This window comes from Eupransor demetentiae (assembly GCF_963930865.1).
Classification (GTDB): domain Bacteria; phylum Bacillota; class Bacilli; order Lactobacillales; family Lactobacillaceae; genus Eupransor; species Eupransor demetentiae.
This window is the reverse complement of the sequence record NZ_CAWVOH010000001.1, coordinates 618,054-635,942: the sequence shown is the minus strand read 5'-3', so window position 1 is coordinate 635,942 and position 17,889 is coordinate 618,054. Positions and strand designations below refer to the sequence as shown.

The 17,889-nt window shown below is 48.0% G+C and carries 17 protein-coding genes; 14 read left to right on the top strand and 3 right to left on the bottom strand.

The window, feature by feature from the left end; translation table 11 throughout:
• Positions 1-13 precede the first annotated feature (13 nt).
• Positions 14-397 carry a ribonuclease HI family protein gene (locus ABSY64_RS03120; protein WP_349641608.1) on the bottom strand — a complete coding sequence of 128 codons (384 nt, stop codon included), beginning with the start codon at positions 395-397 and terminating at the stop codon, positions 14-16.
• 108 nt (positions 398-505) lie between these two features.
• Between ABSY64_RS03120 and ABSY64_RS03115 the strand changes: the two genes are divergently transcribed.
• Genes ABSY64_RS03115 through ABSY64_RS03090 form a run of 6 tightly spaced genes read left to right on the top strand, consistent with a single transcriptional unit; the run spans position 506 to position 6,236 of the window.
• The gene (locus ABSY64_RS03115) at positions 506-892 is read left to right on the top strand and encodes an EbsA family protein (RefSeq protein WP_349641607.1); all 387 of its coding nucleotides are present in this window, start codon (positions 506-508) and stop codon (positions 890-892) included.
• Complete coding sequence (locus ABSY64_RS03110) at positions 882-1,820, top strand: RluA family pseudouridine synthase (protein WP_349641606.1); 939 nt, start codon at positions 882-884, stop codon at positions 1,818-1,820. Before ABSY64_RS03115 ends, ABSY64_RS03110 begins: the two co-directional genes overlap by 11 nt.
• 2 nt (positions 1,821-1,822) lie before the next feature.
• Positions 1,823-2,350: a bifunctional pyr operon transcriptional regulator/uracil phosphoribosyltransferase PyrR gene (pyrR, locus tag ABSY64_RS03105; RefSeq protein WP_349641605.1), complete on the top strand. Its 528-nt coding sequence runs from the start codon at positions 1,823-1,825 to the stop codon at positions 2,348-2,350.
• A 23-nt stretch (positions 2,351-2,373) separates the two neighbouring features.
• Entirely contained in the window at positions 2,374-3,465 is a 1,092-nt protein-coding gene (locus ABSY64_RS03100; RefSeq protein WP_349641604.1) for a carbamoyl phosphate synthase small subunit, read from the top strand.
• A complete protein-coding gene (locus ABSY64_RS03095; RefSeq protein ID WP_349641603.1) occupies positions 3,434-5,950 on the top strand; it encodes a carbamoyl phosphate synthase preATP-grasp domain-containing protein in 2,517 nt (838 codons plus the stop codon). Before ABSY64_RS03100 ends, ABSY64_RS03095 begins: the two co-directional genes overlap by 32 nt.
• The gene (locus tag ABSY64_RS03090) at positions 5,943-6,236 is read left to right on the top strand and encodes a DUF7671 family protein (protein ID WP_349641602.1); all 294 of its coding nucleotides are present in this window, start codon (positions 5,943-5,945) and stop codon (positions 6,234-6,236) included. The genes ABSY64_RS03095 and ABSY64_RS03090 overlap by 8 nt, the downstream gene beginning before the upstream one ends.
• A gap of 29 nt (positions 6,237-6,265) precedes the next feature.
• Here the strand turns inward: ABSY64_RS03090 and ABSY64_RS03085 are convergent, their stop codons facing one another.
• Positions 6,266-7,477, bottom strand: coding sequence for an MFS transporter (locus ABSY64_RS03085; RefSeq protein ID WP_349641601.1), 1,212 nt, complete (start codon positions 7,475-7,477; stop codon positions 6,266-6,268).
• Between the two features lie 181 nt (positions 7,478-7,658).
• On the opposite strand from ABSY64_RS03085, the gene ABSY64_RS03080 reads away from it, so the two are divergent.
• From ABSY64_RS03080 to dtd, 3 genes are read left to right on the top strand one after another with little or no spacing between them, the layout of a single operon-like run.
• Entirely contained in the window at positions 7,659-9,896 is a 2,238-nt protein-coding gene (locus tag ABSY64_RS03080; RefSeq protein WP_349641600.1) for a RelA/SpoT family protein, read from the top strand.
• 14 nt (positions 9,897-9,910) lie between these two features.
• Positions 9,911-10,489, top strand: a complete 579-nt coding sequence (locus tag ABSY64_RS03075) for a hypothetical protein (protein WP_349641599.1) — start codon at positions 9,911-9,913, stop codon at positions 10,487-10,489.
• Between the two features lie 2 nt (positions 10,490-10,491).
• The gene (dtd, locus tag ABSY64_RS03070) at positions 10,492-10,938 is read left to right on the top strand and encodes a D-aminoacyl-tRNA deacylase (protein ID WP_349641598.1); all 447 of its coding nucleotides are present in this window, start codon (positions 10,492-10,494) and stop codon (positions 10,936-10,938) included.
• Positions 10,939-10,964: 26 nt separating this feature from the next.
• On the opposite strand, the gene plsY is transcribed toward dtd, so the two are convergent.
• Positions 10,965-11,579, bottom strand: a complete 615-nt coding sequence (gene plsY / locus ABSY64_RS03065) for a glycerol-3-phosphate 1-O-acyltransferase PlsY (RefSeq protein ID WP_349641597.1) — start codon at positions 11,577-11,579, stop codon at positions 10,965-10,967.
• A 206-nt stretch (positions 11,580-11,785) separates the two neighbouring features.
• Here plsY and parE point away from each other — a divergent pair, with 206 nt between their 5' ends.
• The 5 genes from parE (at position 11,786) to rpsN (ending at position 17,838) form a co-directional block, all read left to right on the top strand.
• Positions 11,786-13,888 carry a DNA topoisomerase IV subunit B gene (gene parE, locus ABSY64_RS03060; RefSeq protein ID WP_349641596.1) on the top strand — a complete coding sequence of 701 codons (2,103 nt, stop codon included), beginning with the start codon at positions 11,786-11,788 and terminating at the stop codon, positions 13,886-13,888.
• A 34-nt stretch (positions 13,889-13,922) separates the two neighbouring features.
• On the top strand, positions 13,923-16,355 hold the full coding sequence (gene parC / locus ABSY64_RS03055; RefSeq protein WP_349641595.1) for a DNA topoisomerase IV subunit A: 2,433 nt from the start codon (positions 13,923-13,925) through the stop codon (positions 16,353-16,355).
• Positions 16,356-16,372: 17 nt separating this feature from the next.
• Positions 16,373-17,278 carry a manganese-dependent inorganic pyrophosphatase gene (locus ABSY64_RS03050; protein ID WP_349641594.1) on the top strand — a complete coding sequence of 302 codons (906 nt, stop codon included), beginning with the start codon at positions 16,373-16,375 and terminating at the stop codon, positions 17,276-17,278.
• 141 nt (positions 17,279-17,419) lie between these two features.
• Positions 17,420-17,569, top strand: coding sequence for a 50S ribosomal protein L33 (rpmG, locus tag ABSY64_RS03045; protein WP_349641593.1), 150 nt, complete (start codon positions 17,420-17,422; stop codon positions 17,567-17,569).
• Complete coding sequence (gene rpsN / locus ABSY64_RS03040) at positions 17,569-17,838, top strand: 30S ribosomal protein S14 (RefSeq protein ID WP_349641592.1); 270 nt, start codon at positions 17,569-17,571, stop codon at positions 17,836-17,838. Before rpmG ends, rpsN begins: the two co-directional genes overlap by 1 nt.
• The last annotated feature ends 51 nt before the right edge of the window (positions 17,839-17,889 follow it).

The following is a 17,889-nucleotide window of genomic DNA, read 5'->3' as shown; positions in this document are numbered from 1 at the left end:
AAAAAGCAGATGCTTAAGCGTCTGCTTTTTTTAGTGCTTGCTGTGCTAAATTGTGCGCGCCTAAGTTGTTTTTTTCGGGGACCCAGTTAATAAAGGCGAGCGAATAAGCGTCAAGTAGGGGCTGAATCCGATCAACGTAGGCTTGGAAATGCTTGGCGTATTGTTTCTGTAGCGCCTCAACCACGATTTTTGAATCGGAATAGAGCTGGAGGTTGCCTTCTGCTGAAACAAGCTGGAGCGCCCAGATAGCGGCCAAAAACTCGGCATCATGATTGCTGTTGGTCTTGGGTAAGGTCGTTTTTTCCTGTCTTTGTTGGCCCTGATTAATGATTAGACAGCCGGCGGCACTTTGACCTGTATCGGGTCGCCGAGCGGCATCAAAGTAAATTTGTAGCATCTTTAATCCTCACTCGTATTATAAAACAGTGGGGTAGGGCGGCAAAGCATTTTTCGAATTCATGGTAAAATAGGAGACGTATACTTTGTTTTTTAAAGGAGAATTCGCATGCGTCCGCAGCGTGGTTTTTATCAACCCATTGACCCATGGGGCCAAATAATCTGGATGTGGTGGTTAGTCTTTTTGCTGCTAGGCATTATTGCTTGCAGCGAGACCTTTTATCAGCTTAATTTCTGGATTATCGCCTATCTGATTGTCATCCTAGCCATTGGTTGCTTGGCCTTTTTCAGGCGGCGAATTTTTTTGACGGGCAAGCAGCTTTTCATCGGCCATGTCGTGAATTTTGACTACGATGAATTTACGCTCGACGACGGTATCGAATGGCATTTGGCCAAAAACCGCCTTTATATTCAAAAGCAAGCCCGCCAGCGGGTCTACTGGCTTAGCCCAAAGATGGTTAAAGCCATAAAGGAGCTTCAAAACGATGGCAAATGATGCCCAAGTTTTTACAATTCAGCATGAAAGCGGCCGTTTGGATGCGGTCTTAAGTCAATTTGATTCGGCCTATACCCGTTCTCAATTGGCTAACTGGATTAAGCAGGGACAGATTTTGGTAAACGGCCAAACGGTTAAGCCTTCTTACAAGGTGTCTGAAGGGGATCGGATTAGTGTTGAGCCACCAGCACCGGTATCAACCGAACTTGAGCCAGAAAACATACCCCTTGATATCGTTTACGAAGATGAGGACCTTTTGGTGGTCAATAAGCCTCAGGGGATGGTGGTCCATCCAGCTCCGGGGCATGCTGACCATACCTTGGTTAACGCCTTGCTCTATCACAGCCCACTGTCGTCCATTAACGGCGAGTTCCGTCCTGGAATTGTCCACCGCATTGATCGGGATACTTCGGGTCTCTTGATGGTGGCTAAAAATGATAAAGCGCATCAAGCACTTTCAGCCCAGTTGAAGGAACACAAGAACCAGCGGATCTATTATGCTTTGGTCAAGGGCGACTTCAAAGAAGACCGGGGGACCATTGAAGCACCACTCGGCCGCCATCCGGTTGATCGTAAGCGCCAAGCCGTTGTGGAAGGTGGCCGTGAAGCCATTACACACTTTGAAGTGGTGCAGCGCTACCTTGGTTATACTTTATTGAAGGTCCGTCTTGAAACGGGCCGAACGCATCAAATTCGTGTTCACATGGCCTACATTGGCCATCCAGTTGTTGGCGATTCTCTTTACAATCGCCAACCGAATTTACCAGGCGTGAAGCTGGCTGGCCAGCTTTTGCATGCAAAGACCCTTAGTTTGCAGCAGCCAAGCACTGGAAAAGAAATGCTGTTTGATAGCGATTTACCGGATTATTTTAAAGAGGCTTTAGGGACTTTAACCCCGATGATTACTGTAAAAGGCGAGAGGAAGTAAGCATGGCAGCGAAAGTTGTTTTAGATTCCGCCTCAATGCAACGTGCATTGACGCGTATTACCTATGAAATTTTGGAACGTAACAAGGGTGGTCAGGGTTTGATTCTAGTGGGAATTAAGACCCGCGGTGAATATTTAGCACACCGAATCGCTGATCGCTTGGAACAATTGGAAAACGTGACGATTCCAGTGATGGCAATCGATATTACCAATTACCGTGACGATGTGATTGAACAACACGATAATTTGGGGCTCAACGAAGACGAAAGCATTTCCATTGTGGATAAAAACATTGTCCTGGTCGATGACGTCTTGTACACTGGCCGGACCATTCGTGCCGCCTTGGATGCCTTGATTCACATCGGCCGTCCTAAGTCGATTTCTTTGGCAGTTTTGGTTGACCGCGGTCACCGTGAATTGCCCATTCGTGCGGACTTTGTGGGTAAGACCATCCCAACTGCTCAAAACGAAAAGATTAGCGTTCGAGTTCAAGAAATTGACGGCAAGGATGAAGTCGAAATCGAACATTAAGCCGGCTTCATGGAGGCGACAGCATGCGTAGGCATCTTATTTTAGAAGATGGTTCGGTCTTTGAAGGCGAAGGCTTTGGAGCACCCGCAACTACCTTTGGCGAAATTATTTTTGATACAGCCATGACCGGCTACCAAGAAATCATTACCAACCCGATTTACGAGGGGCAGATGATTGTTTTTGCCATGCCTGTAGTTGGTGCGGACGGCATTCACGCGGAAGCCTACGAATCGGTTAAGCCCAATATTCGGGGGATGATTGTCCACGACTTGGCCGAAGTTTCGACGAATCGTCAACGGCGAATGAATTTGGACCGTTTTTTGAAGCAGCACAATATTCCGGGATTAGCCCAAGTTGATACTCGTGCTTTAATTCGTCATTTGCGGGAAAGTGGGCCTCAAAAGGCCACGATTGTTGATTATGTTGATGACCACGCTGTCGACCAGCTCGTGGCCACCGTTTTGACCAACAAGCAGGTGCAAAATACCGCCACACCAAAGCCCTATGCTAATCCCGGTCGTGGCCATCACATCGTTGTCATTGACTTTGGATTGAAGCACGGGATTTTACGTTCGCTGGGCGACTACGATGCCAATGTTTCGGTTTTGCCTTATACGGCAACGGTGGACGAAGTTTTGACTTTGGATCCCGATGGGATTATCCTGTCGACGGGTCCGGGAAATCCCAATGATTTACCGGAGTCAGTTTTGACGCTCATTCGTGTGCTACAGTCCAAAGCGCCCATGTTGGGACTGGGCTTAGGCCATGAATTGTTTGCCCTGGCTAACGGTGCCACCTTATCGACTTTGCCGGCTGAATACCATGGCATGAACCATCCGATTCAGGAAATTATCTCGCAAGAGATTTTCTACGCCATGCAGGGGCGTGGTTATGTTGTTGATGAGGATTCGCTTGATTACAAGAAGTTGTTTGTGACGCATCGTGACCTGGTTGATAATTCGATTCAAGGTTTACGTCACCGTGACTATCCTGCATTCTCCGTTCAGTTCTTCCCTGATGGGGGACCAGGACCGCTTGAGGCCAGTGTGATTTTTGCCGACTTTTTTGAAACAGTAGAAGATTATGTGGAACAAAACAACGAGAGCTTCAATTAAAAAAATTCTATTTATCGGCGCTGGCCCAAATGATTTTTCCATTCAAGGCGAAAACGATGCGGCGATATACCAAGTTCTGCCTGAATTACACGGCCAGGGCTACAAGCCCTATATCATCGACAGTAATCCTTATTCGGTCTCTTTGGAGAGTATTGCGGCCGAAACTTTTTGGCTGCCTTTAACCGTTGAAAATATCAAGCAGGTTATCTTGGAAAACCAAATTGATTCCGTCATGCCCTTATTCGGTGGTTATCGCGGGATTCAACTTTGGGACCAAGTCTTGCAGGAATGGAGCGAAGAGGATGGCCAAGCTCCGCAGACTTTGGGACTTAAACCGGAAAATTTGCACCGAGTTAACGATGTTGCCGCACTGTCCGATTTATTGGATGAAGCTGGTTTGCCTGTTATTCAAAGTCAGGTCATCCGTTCCCAGGATGAAGCCAACGAATGGATGCGTGAAAATGATTTGCCTTTGATAATGCGGGCTCATAACCCCGCCCAGGGAAACACGCGGCAGATTGTTGAACGCCTGGATGAATTTGAGGATGTCTTTGATGCGGTTAAAGAGCAGTCCTTGACCCAGGAGATTTTAATTTCAAAGGCAATTAACGGTCTTAAGGAAGTTTCCTTTGAGGTGATGCGCGATTGTCAAGGCAACTGTATGCAAATTGGTGCGAGCGAAGACATGGATCCAATCGGCATTCACACGGCGGATTCTTTGAGCATTTCGCCAGTCTTGACCATTCAGGATCAGTATATGGAACAGATGCGGGCCTATGCCATTCGAGCCGCTAACTTGCTCCAAATCGAAGGGGCCTTGCACGTTCAGTTTGCCATTAGCGAGAAAACCGGTGAGATTTACATTATTAAGGTCTCGCCTTACATTGACCAAGTTGCCAATCGAATGGCCCTGATGACTGGTTATCCGGTCATGCTGATCGCCATGTACATGGCCTTGGGCATCAAAATTGAAAATGTCCAACTACCGCACCGCTTCCATGAAAAAACCGCCATGATGGAACCGATGATGGATCACATGGTGGTTAAGTTACCGGTCTTTGCCTTCGGTGATTTGAAGGCTGCCGGTATCAAGGTAAATCCCCAGTTGAGTTCGGTGCAAAAGTCAGTCGGCTCAACGCTCGGTTTTGGCCGGACCTTTGTGGAAGCCTTAGAAAAGGCAATTCGCTCGGCCCACTTTAACAACCGTTCATTTTCACCGGACTATATGAAGAACTTTTCTGATGATGAGTTAATCCAGCAATTAATCCACCCACAAGAAAACCGGGTTTTGCTTTTTATCGAAGCGCTTCGTCGCGGTTATGAAGTGGATGAATTGGCCGAGTTAAGCCACATCGATGAATTTTATTTTTACCAGCTTCAAAAGCTTATTCAGATCGAACGCGAAGTTGACCAGGAGCACTTTAATGCAAATGCTCTGTATAAGGCTAAAAAAGCCGGTCTCTCCGATGGTTTGATTGCCCATTTCTGGGAAAGTAACTACCGGGAAGTCCGTCAGTTTGGTCGCAAGAGTGCGATTCGAGCAACCTACAAAGCTTTGGAACCCTCGGCCGGTGAATTCCCTGAAAATGCGCACCAATACTACGCGACATTTGAATCAGAAGATGAATCAAAGCCACTGGGCGAGGATACGGTTTTGGTCATTGGCTCCGGAGCCTTTCGAATTGGCGAATCGGCTACGGGTGGCTATGCAACCACCATTACCATGTCAGAACTGCGGCGCCTGCAGTATCACACCATCATCATGAACAATAACAGTTCCGATGCCACGCTTTTGCCGCACCTTTCCGACAAGCAGTACATGGAGCCGCTTGAAATTTCGGACGTTATGGCCGTTGTGGATAAAGAACATCCGCGCGCCATTATTGTTCCTGGGAACCGCCGTAAGCTAATTGCGGCACTGAAGGAATTAAAGCAAAATGTTTTGGTTTTGCCAAAGGAAAAGCACCAGCCGCTGGGTCCAGAACCCTTTGAAACGGAATATTCGCTGAACTTCTTTTACGATGGTAAAAAGGCCTATCCACTTTGCATCGGGGCACACCGTGCCGGGGAAATGCGCCTTTTGCCGGGTAAGGTGGCCGGTGCTGAGGAACTTTTGTCCGACATCCATTCAGATGGACCGGGCCTTTACCAACTAATCTGGCGGCAGCCCAATGAAGAAGACTGGCAAAATGTTGAACTTCCTGACCCAGAACGTGATACCTGGTTACGACCCATGCCTTATGGACAAATTGCCTTCTTGAGCAAGAGCATGAAGATTCAGTTCATTCGTTTGGCCGTCCGGGCCCTGTTGAACGAACTCAGTTCAACGGACTATGAACAGCTAGATCACGCTGTTTTGACCCCGGAGGGCGCCAACAAAAGAATGACGACGGCTCGAACCGACTATCAATTACACTTGCAACCGGAAGGTGATATTGACACGACCCGTTTTGAGCTAGGAGTGGGGATTTCATTTAATGAGTAAGGGAAAGTACGAAACGGCTTGTTTTATCGGGGTACCCGTCCAACAGAATGCTTCCGGTGCTTATCAAATTACAGCAGATGCTAAGCCGCATACTTGGCGAACCGGCAAGCATACCAAGGGGAAGTTCAAAGAGCTTGGTCAGATATTCTTAACGGAAAATCAACAGGCAATTGCTGTCGTGAAGACGACGCCCTTAGCCTTTAAGGATCGACATGAATACCAACCACTTGGACGTTGGACGACGGCCTACTTGCCTGAGCAGACCGATTTAACAGCCTATCAATAAAAAACGCTCACAGCTGTGAGCGTTTTTTATTAGGCTTTATTTTTACGGTTGTTCCAAACGAACAAGAGGGCGTTTAGGAACATAATCAGCGCTGAAAAAATGAAAATCATGCGGTAGTTCATGACGTTGGCGATGAAAGCACCCAACATGGGGCCAGCCACGGCACCAACGGCTTGGAAGCTTTGGTTATAGGCAAAAACACGACTGACCATAAAGGAAGGACTGTTTTTGGACAAAAGGGTCTGGATGGCAGGTAAGAGCGTGGCATCCGAGATTCCAACGATGAAACGCAGCACGATTAGCATGGTAACGCTGGAAACAAAGGCCGTTGGCACGAAGGCGCTAATGGCAATCAGGAAACCGATTTCAATCAGGTAACGGGTGCCAAAGTGATCGCCCAGTCGGCCAAAGATTGGCGCGGCAATCACGGTCGCTAGTCCAGGAGCAGCAGCAACCACTCCCGCCAAGAAGGTCAAGTTCGGACTGTGGGGAATCAATTCCTGCACAAACAAGGAGACGATGGGGTTAATCGACATGTTAACCGTCTGCACCAACATGGTCGTGATGAAAAGGCCGACCAAAATTTGCTTGTTGGGCAAGTTTTTCCAGGTAACGTTTTCAATTTGGTCGTTCTGCTTTTCTTCTTTAATTTCGGGCCGGTTTTCCTTCACCAAGAAGAGGATGAAGACGAAAACGATGGCCATGATGACCCCGGTGATATGAAAGACCGTTTGGTAAGAAAAAGCCGAGGCCATGGCACCACCAACCAGAGGACCTAGCAAGTTACCGGCCGTAAAGCCAGTCACAACGGTTCCAAGGGCGCGACCCATCTTTTCTTTGGGTGTCTGAGTGGCAATGAGGGCATTGGAATTGGAAACGAAACCACCCAGGGCACCCTGGACGCCACGCAGGGCAATCAACTGCCAGACATTGGTCGTAAAGCCCATAAGAAAGAAGACAATGGCCATACCCGCTGCAGCGCGCAGCATCATTAGCTTTCGGCCACTTTTATCAGCAAGCTTTCCCCAAATTGGGGCGATAAAGGCAGTGACCAAAAAGGTCACCGCAAAGGCCATGCCGGAATAGAGGGTGATTTGATTTTTAGAAAAGTCTCCCAAAGTTCCGATGTAGAGGGATAGAAAGGGTAAAATTTCACTGAGGCCAATCCCAGTGATGAAGACGGCGAACCAGACAACGATGACGTTGCGCTGCCAGTCTTCTTTGGGGAAGTGTAGTTTCATAGCCAGACTCCTTTAATGTTATTCGACAATATTGTATTGTACCGCTATTCAGCTTTTTATGCAGGCGCTCAAGCTTGTGCCCGCCATACCTTTACACTATAATACAATACATATATGTAGACTTTATCCTAAGACTGACAAATTTTAGTTTTAGATGACAAAGAGTGGGGAAGGCTTGCTGATGACAAAGTACCGCGAATACAATGCCCAAGATGTTTTAAATATGGCCAAGGATTACATGAATCCGAGTGACATTGAACAGGTCCAAAAAGCCTTTAAGTGGGCCGAAAAGTTACATGCGCCCCAAAAGCGTTCTTCGGGCCAACCTTACATTATCCATCCCATTCAGGTTGCCGGAATCTTGGCCGAACTGAAAATGGATGCCCCGACCGTCGTGGCCGGCTTTTTGCATGACGTCGTTGAAGACACGCCGGCTGAATTAAAAGACGTTCAGGAAAAATTCGGCCCCGTCGTCGCTCAAATCGTTGATGGCGTCACAAAAATCAGTCAGATTAAGTATCAGAGTTCCGAGGAACGTTTGGCCGAAAACCACCGCAAGCTTCTTTTGGCCATGTCAAAGGATATCCGTGTCATTATCGTTAAATTGGCGGATCGTTTGCATAACATGCGGACTTTGGATGCGCTGCGTCCTGAAAAGCAAAAGCGAATTTCCCGCGAAACCCTTGATATTTATGCGCCATTGGCAGACCGTTTGGGAATTTCGGCCATCAAGTGGGAACTAGAAGATTTGTCTTTGTCCTACCTCGATCCGGAAGCCTACCACAAGATTGCTTCCATGATGGACATGAAACGCGAAGAACGTTTGGCCTATATCCAAAAGGCGGTTGATGAAATCAACGCCGCCGTCGAGGAACTCCACCTCAAGGATGTCGAAGTCTACGGCCGTCCTAAGCACATTTACTCGATTTACCGTAAGTTGGTTGATAAGCATAAGAGCTTTGATGAAATTTATGATCTTTCAGCTGTTCGAATTTTGACGGACACAATTCCCGATACTTATGCCATCTTAGGGATGATTCACTCGCGTTGGACGCCCCTTCCAGGCCGTTTTAAGGATTACATTGCCTTGCCAAAGGCCAACGGTTACCAGAGTTTGCACACCACGGTCATTGGTCCTGGCGGCCGTCCGCTTGAAGTTCAAATCCGTACTCACCACATGCACGAAGTGGCGGAATTTGGTGTTGCGGCGCACTGGGCCTACAAGCAAAACAAGGGATCCGACCAGCAGGCGGACACCCGCGATAAGGACCAGCAGGCGCTAAACGTCATTCAGGGGATTTTGGAGCTACAAGAAGGGGCCCGTGACGCCCAAGACTTCATGGCTGGTGTCCAAGGTGATCTCTTCTCTGATCGAGTCTATGCCTTTTCACCCAAGGGTGATGTTTACGAATTGGCTAAGGGCGCTGGTACGCTTGACATGGCCTTTTCCATCCATTCCAAGGTGGGGATGACGACCACTGGTGCCAAGGTCAACGGCCGAATTGTTCCTTTGGACTATAAAATTCAAACCGGTGACATCGTTGAAATCATTACGAGCCCCAGTGCGACGCCAAGCCGTGACTGGTTGCCCTTGGTTTCCACTCGTCGTGCACGTAACAAAATTAAGCAGTACTTTAAGCAGCTTGACCGCGATGACAACATTGCTGCGGGTCGTGAGCTGCTCAGCAAGCGTTTGGAAGAAGAACACTACCAGGCCAGTGATTTCCTTGACGAGGAACATTTAACAGCTACGGCTGAAAAATTGCACTTGAACTCGATGGATGACTTGCTGGCTGCGGTTGGTTTCGGCGATGCTACGCCTCAGGCCGTCGTCAAGAAGTTAACCGAAGAAGCCCGTGCCGCCCAAGAAGAAGCCCAAGCGCAGGAATTGCAGCGCGAGCTCTTGGAAGAAGGACACGAGATTACGCAAAATGCGCCCGCTATGTCGCGTAAGCAGGGCAGTCACGTCAATGACATTGTGATTGCTGGTGTCGATAACTTGCTTATTCGTTTAGGCCGTTGCTGTACGCCGGTGCCAGGGGATCCCGTTAAGGGTTACATCACCAAGGGCCGTGGTGTTTCGGTTCACCGAATCGACTGTCCTAACATCACTTCTGCCACTGAGTCTGGTCAGCGAATTGTTGACGTGCAGTGGGAAGATGAAGCTGGTCAGAAGCCAAATTATACGGCGGACTTGACCGTACACGGTGAAAATATTTCGGGTGTCTTGAATGGCATTTTGCGTTCGGTTAACAACCACACTCGCTACGTAAACGGGGTCAATGGTCACGTTACTAAGGGTGACATGATGCAGGTTTCGCTCTCTCTTGGGGTTCGTAACCTCGTGCAGCTTGAAGACATCATGGCGGCCTTGAATAATCTTCCATATGTTTCCGACGTAAAGCGAACGTTCCACTAAAAAGGAGTTTTGAAGTGAAAGATACGATTATGGCGATTCGCCCAGTTAACCAAAAAGGACAGGCGGGCACTTTGGTCGTGGATACTAAGGCAAAAAAGTCTTACTTTACGCCGGAGGAGTTGCCGGCTTCAAAGGCCCATGTTTGGTTGCTTTGGTGCTTAATTATTTCTGGAATCTTAGTCACGCCCTACTGGCTCTTTCAAGGATTCCTACACTTGCCTCGTTTGATTGTGCATAACACGGCGCTATGGTGGTTGATTCTATTTTTGACCGCCGGGGTACCACTATTGGCCTGGCTCTTTGGTCAGCCAAAAGTTAATTTTGATCATGCGAAGTTGGAGCCTTTGACCCTTGATAAATGGGAGTTGCGCAATTCTTTGCGCACTTGGCTTTTTGAACGAGCTTGGGTGGCTTTTGTTTTGATTCTTTTACCACCGACCACGGTGATGTTCTTGGTCTTTTACATCATTAAGGCCGATGCCTTGGACGCGCTCTTGATCACGGTTCACGGTTCGCTCTTCTTGCGACGTTTAATTCCACACGCTTTGCAGCGAATTCGGGTTTCAACCAAGCAGATTATTGACTGGAGGTAAGCATGCGATTACTCTTGCAACGGGTTAGCCAAGCCCAGGTTGACATTGCCGGCCAAACGGTTGGCCAGATTGGCCAAGGTTACCTGGCTTTGGTGGCAGTGACCGAAGGTGACGGTCAAGAAGACCTTGATTATTTGGTTCGTAAAATGACCAATTTGCGGGTTTTCGCGGACGAAGAGGGCAAGCTGAATAAGTCCATTTTGGATGTTCAAGGGGCCGTCTTATCTGTTTCGCAGTTCACGCTTTTTGCTGATACGCATAAAGGTAACCGGCCAAACTTTATGGCTGCTGCCCGTCCAGAATTGGCTAAACCACTGTATGACCAATTCAATGCTGCGGTTAAAGCGACTGGTTTACATGTTGAACAGGGGCAGTTTGGAGCCGATATGCATGTTTCTCTGACCAACGATGGTCCTGTAACCATCATGATTGATAGTAAGAATAAATAAAAAAGACGTCCAGCTGGACGTCTTTTTTATTTATTCTTACGGGACCAGTAAACCAAACCAAAGGGGATGGTACTTTCGTCGCCGTGCAAAATACGGCCAATGTTGTTGCGATGACGGTAGAAAACAAAGACGGTCAAGACGATGGCAACGATTGAAAGGATGATGTCATGGTAGTAAAAGATTGACATGATGGTGGCAAAGGAAAAGCCGACCATGGAAGCCACCGAAACCATCGAAGTCAGCAACAACATGGTCACAAAGACGGCGCAAACCATCCAGAAGAAGGGGGCGTTGTAGGCCAGCAAAACGCCCGCGGAAGTCGCGACGGCCTTACCACCTTTAAAGCCAATCCAAATGGAGAAGGTATGGCCCAAAATAGCTGCTAGGCCAACCAACATGGGGTTAATGTCAACGCCGAAAATCATGGGTAGGAAGCCGGCAAGGGTTCCCTTTAATAAGTCCATGAGTAGGACGGCAATTCCGGGAACTGGCCCCAAAATGCGAAAGGCATTGGTCGTGCCGATGTTACCGGAACCTTCATTGCGGATGTCGGTATGGTAAATGTATTTACCAATCCAATATCCCGGGACAAGTGAGCCCAGCAAATAAGCCAGGATAAACATGATAATAATTTTAAGCATAGTAACCTTCTCAATTAAATAATAATTTTAAAATGAATGACAGTAGCTACAATTTTATCACAGCTTGCTAGCACATGATAAAAATTATTGACTTCCTGCTTGTCAGGGCATGGGATTTCCTCTATTATGAAATAGATTGGCCGTTGTCTGCTCACTAGTAAATAACGGTCTGGCAAGATGAAAAAAACGAGTTTGAGGACAAAGTTTTGGCTAAGAATAATCACTACGATTCAGATTCAATTAAAATTTTAGAGGGCTTGGAAGCCGTCCGGAAGCGACCCGGAATGTACATTGGTTCGACCGATGGCCGTGGCCTCCACCATTTGGTTTACGAAATTGTCGATAATGCCGTCGATGAAGCCCTAGGTGGCTTTGGAAACGAAATTAAGGTGACGATTCACGAAGATAACTCCGTGACGGTACAGGATTTCGGCCGTGGTATGCCGGTGGGGATGCACTCATCTGGAAAGCCCACGCCGGAAGTTATTTTGACGGTGCTCCATGCTGGTGGAAAGTTTGGCCAGGGTGGTTACTCGACTTCTGGTGGTCTGCACGGGGTTGGTTCTTCCGTTGTGAACGCCTTGTCCGAGTCTTTGGAAGTCGATATTGTTCGTGACGGCCACCGCTGGGTCGAAAACTTTGTCGATGGCGGTCAGCCAGTTGGCACGCTTGTCGATAAGGGCGCCGTTAAGGGTTCAACGGGAACAACCGTTACCTTTAAGCCTGATCCAAAGATTTTTTCAACGACGATTTTTAAATTTGATACTTTATCCGAACGCTTGCGTGAAGCGGCCTTCCTGATGTCGGGTGTGAAATTCGTTCTAACCGATGAACGTGTCGATCCAGTTCGCCAGGAAGTTTACCACTATGACCACGGTTTGCGCGCCTTTGTTGACTTCTTAAACGAAGATAAGGCTGCTTTGGGACCGGTCATGACTTTTGAAGGCGAAGAAGAGGGCATCGTTGTTGACGTTGCAGCGCAATACAACGACGGTTATTCCGAAACCCTGCTTTCTTTTGTTAACAACGTCCGGACCCAGGACGGTGGAACCCACGAAATGGGCTTCCGTTCAGCTTGGACCAAGGCCTTTAACGAATATGCCCGCCGGGTGCACCTGTTGAAGGACAAGGATAAGAATTTGGAGGGTTCTGACGTTCGTGAAGGCCTTTCAGCCGTTATTTCCCTTCGTGTGCCCGAAGACTTACTTCAGTTTGAAGGTCAGACCAAGGACAAGCTGGGAACGGTCGAGGCTCGTGGTGTCGTGGATTCTGTCGTTAACGAAACCTTGGGACGTTTCTTATTAGAAAACGGGGACTTCGGCCAAAAGATTGTCCGGAAGTCTTTGCGTGCTCGTGAAGCGCGTGAAGCTGCTCGTAAGGCTCGTGAAGAAAGCCGAACCGGTAAAAGTAAAGGCAAAAAGGACCGTTTGCTTTCAGGTAAGTTAGCACCGGCTCAGTCGAAGAATGCCGACAAGAACGAGCTCTTCTTGGTCGAGGGTGACTCAGCCGGTGGTTCTGCTAAGCAGGGTCGTGACCGTAAGTTCCAGGCCATCCTACCTTTGCGTGGTAAGGTTTTGAACACGGAAAAGGCGAAGTTAGCCGACATTTTAAAGAACGAAGAAATTTCGACCATGATTTATGCCATTGGCGCAGGGGTCGGGCCGGACTTTAATATCAAGGACGCCGCCTTTGATAAGGTCATTATCATGACCGATGCCGATGATGATGGGGCCCACATTCAAACTTTGCTCCTGACCTTCTTCTATAAGTACATGCGTCCCTTGATTGAGGCTGGTCGGGTTTACATCGCTTTGCCACCGCTCTACCGGATTACCTATTCATCGAAGAAAAAGGCCGATGACTTTGCCTGGACCAACGATGAATTGGCTAGCATCACGGAGAAGAGCACTGGAAACTATAAGCTTAGTCGTTTTAAGGGACTGGGTGAGATGGATGCTGACTTGCTTTGGGAAACCACGATGGCGCCTGAATCACGCACTTTGATTCGGGTTAAAATCGATGATGCTGTTTTGGCTGAAAAACGCGTTTCCACTTTGATGGGTGACAAGGTTGATCCACGTCGTAAGTGGATTGAAGCCAACGTTTCCTTCACCATGGAGGAAGATGGTTCCATTTTGGATAACGTTGAAGGTGACGGCAAGCACGCCGACGTCTTTGAAAAGGTCATGCAGGGTGAAAGCCCAGCCGATGCCGTCGAAGACGAAGAAGCCCCTGCTAAAAAGCCAGTGGCTAAATCCAAAAAGAAGCAGGGTCCCGACGATCAAGTTGAGAATTTAGATTTGTTTTAAGATATTTTCGAGTAGAAAGTAGGAATGATTAACAATGGCAAACCGGATTAAAGAACTCTCACTAGAAGCGGTGATGGGTGAACGTTTTGGCCGATATTCTAAATACATTATTCAAGAGCGAGCCCTGCCAGATATTCGAGATGGTTTGAAGCCTGTCCAGCGCCGAATTCTCTTCTCAATGGAGGAAGATGGCAATACTGCTGACCATCCTTACCGTAAGTCCGCCAAGGCGGTTGGAAACGTTATGGGTAACTTTCACCCACATGGTGATTCCTCGATTTACGAAGCCATGGTGCGCTTGTCCCAGGACTGGAAGGTCCGCGAGCCCCTCATTGACATGAGCGGAAACAATGGGTCAATCGATAACGATCCCGCTGCCGCCATGCGTTATACTGAGGCACGTTTGTCCAAGATTTCGGGTGAAATGCTCCGCGATTTGGGCCAAGAAACCGTTGATATGGTCTTGAACTTTGATGATTCAGCCTATGAACCAACGGTCTTGCCTTCGCGGGTGATGAACCTCTACATTAACGGTGCAACGGGGATTTCTGCCGGTTATGCCACGGAAATTCCACCGCACAACCTGAAAGAGATTAATTCGGCATTGGTTTACCTCTTGGATCATCCCGATGCTTCCTTGGCGCAGTTAATGCGTTATGTGAAGGGACCTGATTTTCCCACTGGTGGTATTATTCAAGGTTTGGATGGCATTAAGCAGGCCTATGAATCGGGCCGTGGCCGGATTGTCGTCCGTGCCAAGACCGAAGTACAACCCCTTAAGGGTGGTAAGCAAAAAATTGAAATAACTGAAATTCCCTACGATGTGGTCAAGTCTAACTTGGTAGCCCGCATCGATGCCATTCGCTTGAACAAGGAAGTGGCTGGCATTAGCGAAGTGCGTGATGAATCGGATCGTAATGGTCTGTCAATCGTTATTGAGTTAAGCCGGGACGCTTCTGCCGAAGGGATTTTGACCTACCTCTTCAAGAAGACGGATTTGCAGATTTCTTATAACTTCAACATGATTGCCATTCATGACCAGCGGCCTGTGCTAGTCGGTCTAAAGCGCGGTTTGCAAGCCTTCTTGGACTTCCGTAAGGAAGTTGTTCTAAAGCGTTCGGCTTACGAACTACACCGTGCTCAGGCCCGTCAGCACATTGTCGAAGGTTTGATTCGGATGTTGTCCATTTTGGATGAAGTGGTGGCCACTATCCGAGCGTCAAAGAACCGCAAAGACGCCATGCAAAACCTGATGGATAAATATCAATTTACCCAGCCACAGGCCGAGGCCATCGTTACTTTGCAGCTCTATCGTTTGACCAACACTGATGTTACGCAGTTGGAAGACGAGCATGCGGAATTGAAGGCGAAGATTGACCGCTTGAATCAGATCTTAAACGAGCAGGAAGCACTGCACGGTGTCATTCGCGATGAACTAAAGGAAATCACGAAGACCTATGCTTCTCCTCGTAAGAGTGTCATTGAAGATCAAATTGAAAACTTGGTTATTGACACTGCCGTCACGATTCCAGAAGAAGACGTGCGCGTTTTGATTTCACAAAACGGTTATTACAAGCGTTCCTCTCTACGTTCCTTCAAGGCCTCTTCGGACGAAAATGGCTTAGCTGCAAACGATGCCATTGTTTTGGAAAAAACTTTGAACACGACCCAGCATCTTTTGCTCTTTACTAATCTTGGCAACGTGATTTACCGACCCGTCCATGAATTACCGGACTTGCGCTGGAAGGAAACCGGTTCGCACTTCTCCCAGGATTTGTCGAACTGGAGCGGTGATGAATACATCATTAAGGCCTTAGTTCTTGATGATCCTAAGCAGGCCGGCAACCTCCTTTTGGCAAGTAATGACGGCTTTATCAAGCAGTCTGAAATTGCTGATTTGGTACCGAAGTCCTATAAGAAGAAGTCTTCGGTCGCCATGAAGTTAAAGACGGAAGACAGCCGCCTTTTGGCCGTGGACGTCGTGGCTAAACAAAGTGAAGTTTTGGTTGTCACCCACGATGCTTTGGCCCTGCGCTACAACCTAGACGAAGTACCAACAGTTGGTGCTCGTACGGCCGGAGTGAAGGCGATTAAGCTCGGTGATGGCGATGCAGTCAAGGCGGTGCTTTTGCTTGGTGCTCAAGATCAAGAGCTGGCACTGGTTGCTGACAACGGAGCCTTTAAGCATTTCCCACTGACTGAAATCACGGCTTCTAAGCGTGCCAATAAGGGCTTGCAGGTCTTTACTCAGCGTAAAACCGTTGCCTACCTTGTGGCCGCTGCCTGCCTCTTGACGGCTAAAGATCAGGCTGTGCAAATTCAGGGCGAAAAGGGCGAGCCAATTGAGTTACAATTAAGTGACTACCCAAGCGTTAACCGAATTAGCAACGGTCAAAATGTCTTGGATGCCAAGCAATTTGGCAGCGTTAAGAAGATGCAAGTCATGCGCTTACAGGATGCGGATTAAATTAATAGGAGATAACGATGACGAAAACACAAGTCTTTGGACATAAGAACCCGGATATGGATACGGTTGCTTCAGCGGTTGCAGCCAGCTACTTGTTGAACCAACAAGGCGAAGACACGCAAGCGATGGCTCAGGGAGAACCTAACGCCGAAACAAAGTTTGCTTTGGAACACTTCCAGCTTGATCCTTTGCCAATTTCACAAAGCTGCGAAACCCCTCAGGTCGTTTTGGTTGACCACAACGAAGCTGCGCAGTCCGTTGATAACTTGGATGACGTTCAAGTCACTCACATTTACGATCACCACAAGTTCTCATTTTCAAATTCAACCCCACTTTACATCGTGGCCAAGCCTTGGGGTTCTGTTTCAACCATCATGTACTTCGAATTCAAGCAGGCTGGCATTGAAATTCCAGCCAAGATTGCTGGTTTGATGGCTTCTGGCTTGATTTCAGATACACTTTTGTTGAAGAGCCCAACGACCACTGATTGGGATCGTCAAGCTTTGCCGGAATTGGCTAAGCTTGCGGGCGAAGACGACATTAACGCCTACGGTATGGCCATGTTGAAGGCTGGAACCGATTTGTCAACGCGCTCTGACAAGGACATCCTGGATGGCGACGCCAAGTCCTTTGATATGGGTGGCCACCAGTTCCGCATCGGTCAGGTCAACACGGTTGACATTGACGAAGTGTTGGCTCGCAAGGCCGGTTTGACTGCTGCCATGAAGGAAGAAGGCTACGAAGACTTCCTCTTGGTTATCACGGATATCTTGAACTCAAATTCAAAGGCCCTTTACTTGGGTGATGCTCCTGAACAAATTGAAGCAGCCTTCAAGAACAAGTTGGTTGATGGGGTCTTGGATTTGCCTGGCGTTGTTTCACGTAAGAAGCAAGTTGTGCCACCTTTGGAAGGGCAGTTCTAAGTTTTCGTTAAGTTCGCTACATTTATTTAAAAAATCAGGGCTTAGACCCTTTACAGTCAGCTGCTAAGTATGTATACTATTATCTTGTATTGACAAGCAAATGACTTTTTACTAAAAACTACACACTGAGGAGTTCGGATTATGCGTATCCACGTTGTTTTAGGAAATGATGAAACTGGTGAGCGTATTTACTTGACGTCAAAGAACCGTCGTAATACGCCTGACCGTCTTGAGTTGAAGAAGTACTCACCAAAACTTCGCAAGGTTGTCACTTTTAAGGAGGTCAAGTAATGGCTAAGAAATCAAAGATTGCTAAGGCAAAGCAACGTGAAGCAATGGTTGCTAAGTACGCCGACAAGCGCGCTGCTTTGAAGGCTGCAGGGGACTACATCGGATTGGCTGCATTGCCAAAGGATTCATCACCTGTACGTGTTCACAACCGTGACCGTATCGATGGTCGTCCACACGCTTACATGCGTGAATTCGGAATGTCACGTTTGAACTTCCGTCAGTTGGCACACAAGGGTCAGATTCCTGGTGTCCGCAAGGCTTCATGGTAATATGATTTTAAGAAAGGCGCACCGTAGAGGGGGCCTTTTTTATTTGCTTGA

What these genes read in the sequence shown, in the direction of transcription:
- ABSY64_RS03120 (WP_349641608.1), bottom strand. Translation starts at nt 397, where the DNA reads ATGCTACAAATTTACTTTGATGCCGCTCGGCGACCCGATACAGGTCAA.
- ABSY64_RS03115 (WP_349641607.1), top strand. Translation starts at nt 506, where the DNA reads ATGCGTCCGCAGCGTGGTTTTTATCAACCCATTGACCCATGGGGCCAA.
- ABSY64_RS03110 (WP_349641606.1), top strand. Translation starts at nt 882, where the DNA reads ATGGCAAATGATGCCCAAGTTTTTACAATTCAGCATGAAAGCGGCCGT.
- pyrR (WP_349641605.1), top strand. Translation starts at nt 1,823, where the DNA reads ATGGCAGCGAAAGTTGTTTTAGATTCCGCCTCAATGCAACGTGCATTG.
- ABSY64_RS03100 (WP_349641604.1), top strand. Translation starts at nt 2,374, where the DNA reads ATGCGTAGGCATCTTATTTTAGAAGATGGTTCGGTCTTTGAAGGCGAA.
- ABSY64_RS03095 (WP_349641603.1), top strand. Translation starts at nt 3,434, where the DNA reads ATGTGGAACAAAACAACGAGAGCTTCAATTAAAAAAATTCTATTTATC.
- ABSY64_RS03090 (WP_349641602.1), top strand. Translation starts at nt 5,943, where the DNA reads ATGAGTAAGGGAAAGTACGAAACGGCTTGTTTTATCGGGGTACCCGTC.
- ABSY64_RS03085 (WP_349641601.1), bottom strand. Translation starts at nt 7,477, where the DNA reads ATGAAACTACACTTCCCCAAAGAAGACTGGCAGCGCAACGTCATCGTT.
- ABSY64_RS03080 (WP_349641600.1), top strand. Translation starts at nt 7,659, where the DNA reads ATGACAAAGTACCGCGAATACAATGCCCAAGATGTTTTAAATATGGCC.
- dtd (WP_349641598.1), top strand. Translation starts at nt 10,492, where the DNA reads ATGCGATTACTCTTGCAACGGGTTAGCCAAGCCCAGGTTGACATTGCC.
- plsY (WP_349641597.1), bottom strand. Translation starts at nt 11,579, where the DNA reads ATGCTTAAAATTATTATCATGTTTATCCTGGCTTATTTGCTGGGCTCA.
- parC (WP_349641595.1), top strand. Translation starts at nt 13,923, where the DNA reads ATGGCAAACCGGATTAAAGAACTCTCACTAGAAGCGGTGATGGGTGAA.
- ABSY64_RS03050 (WP_349641594.1), top strand. Translation starts at nt 16,373, where the DNA reads ATGACGAAAACACAAGTCTTTGGACATAAGAACCCGGATATGGATACG.
- rpmG (WP_349641593.1), top strand. Translation starts at nt 17,420, where the DNA reads ATGCGTATCCACGTTGTTTTAGGAAATGATGAAACTGGTGAGCGTATT.
- rpsN (WP_349641592.1), top strand. Translation starts at nt 17,569, where the DNA reads ATGGCTAAGAAATCAAAGATTGCTAAGGCAAAGCAACGTGAAGCAATG.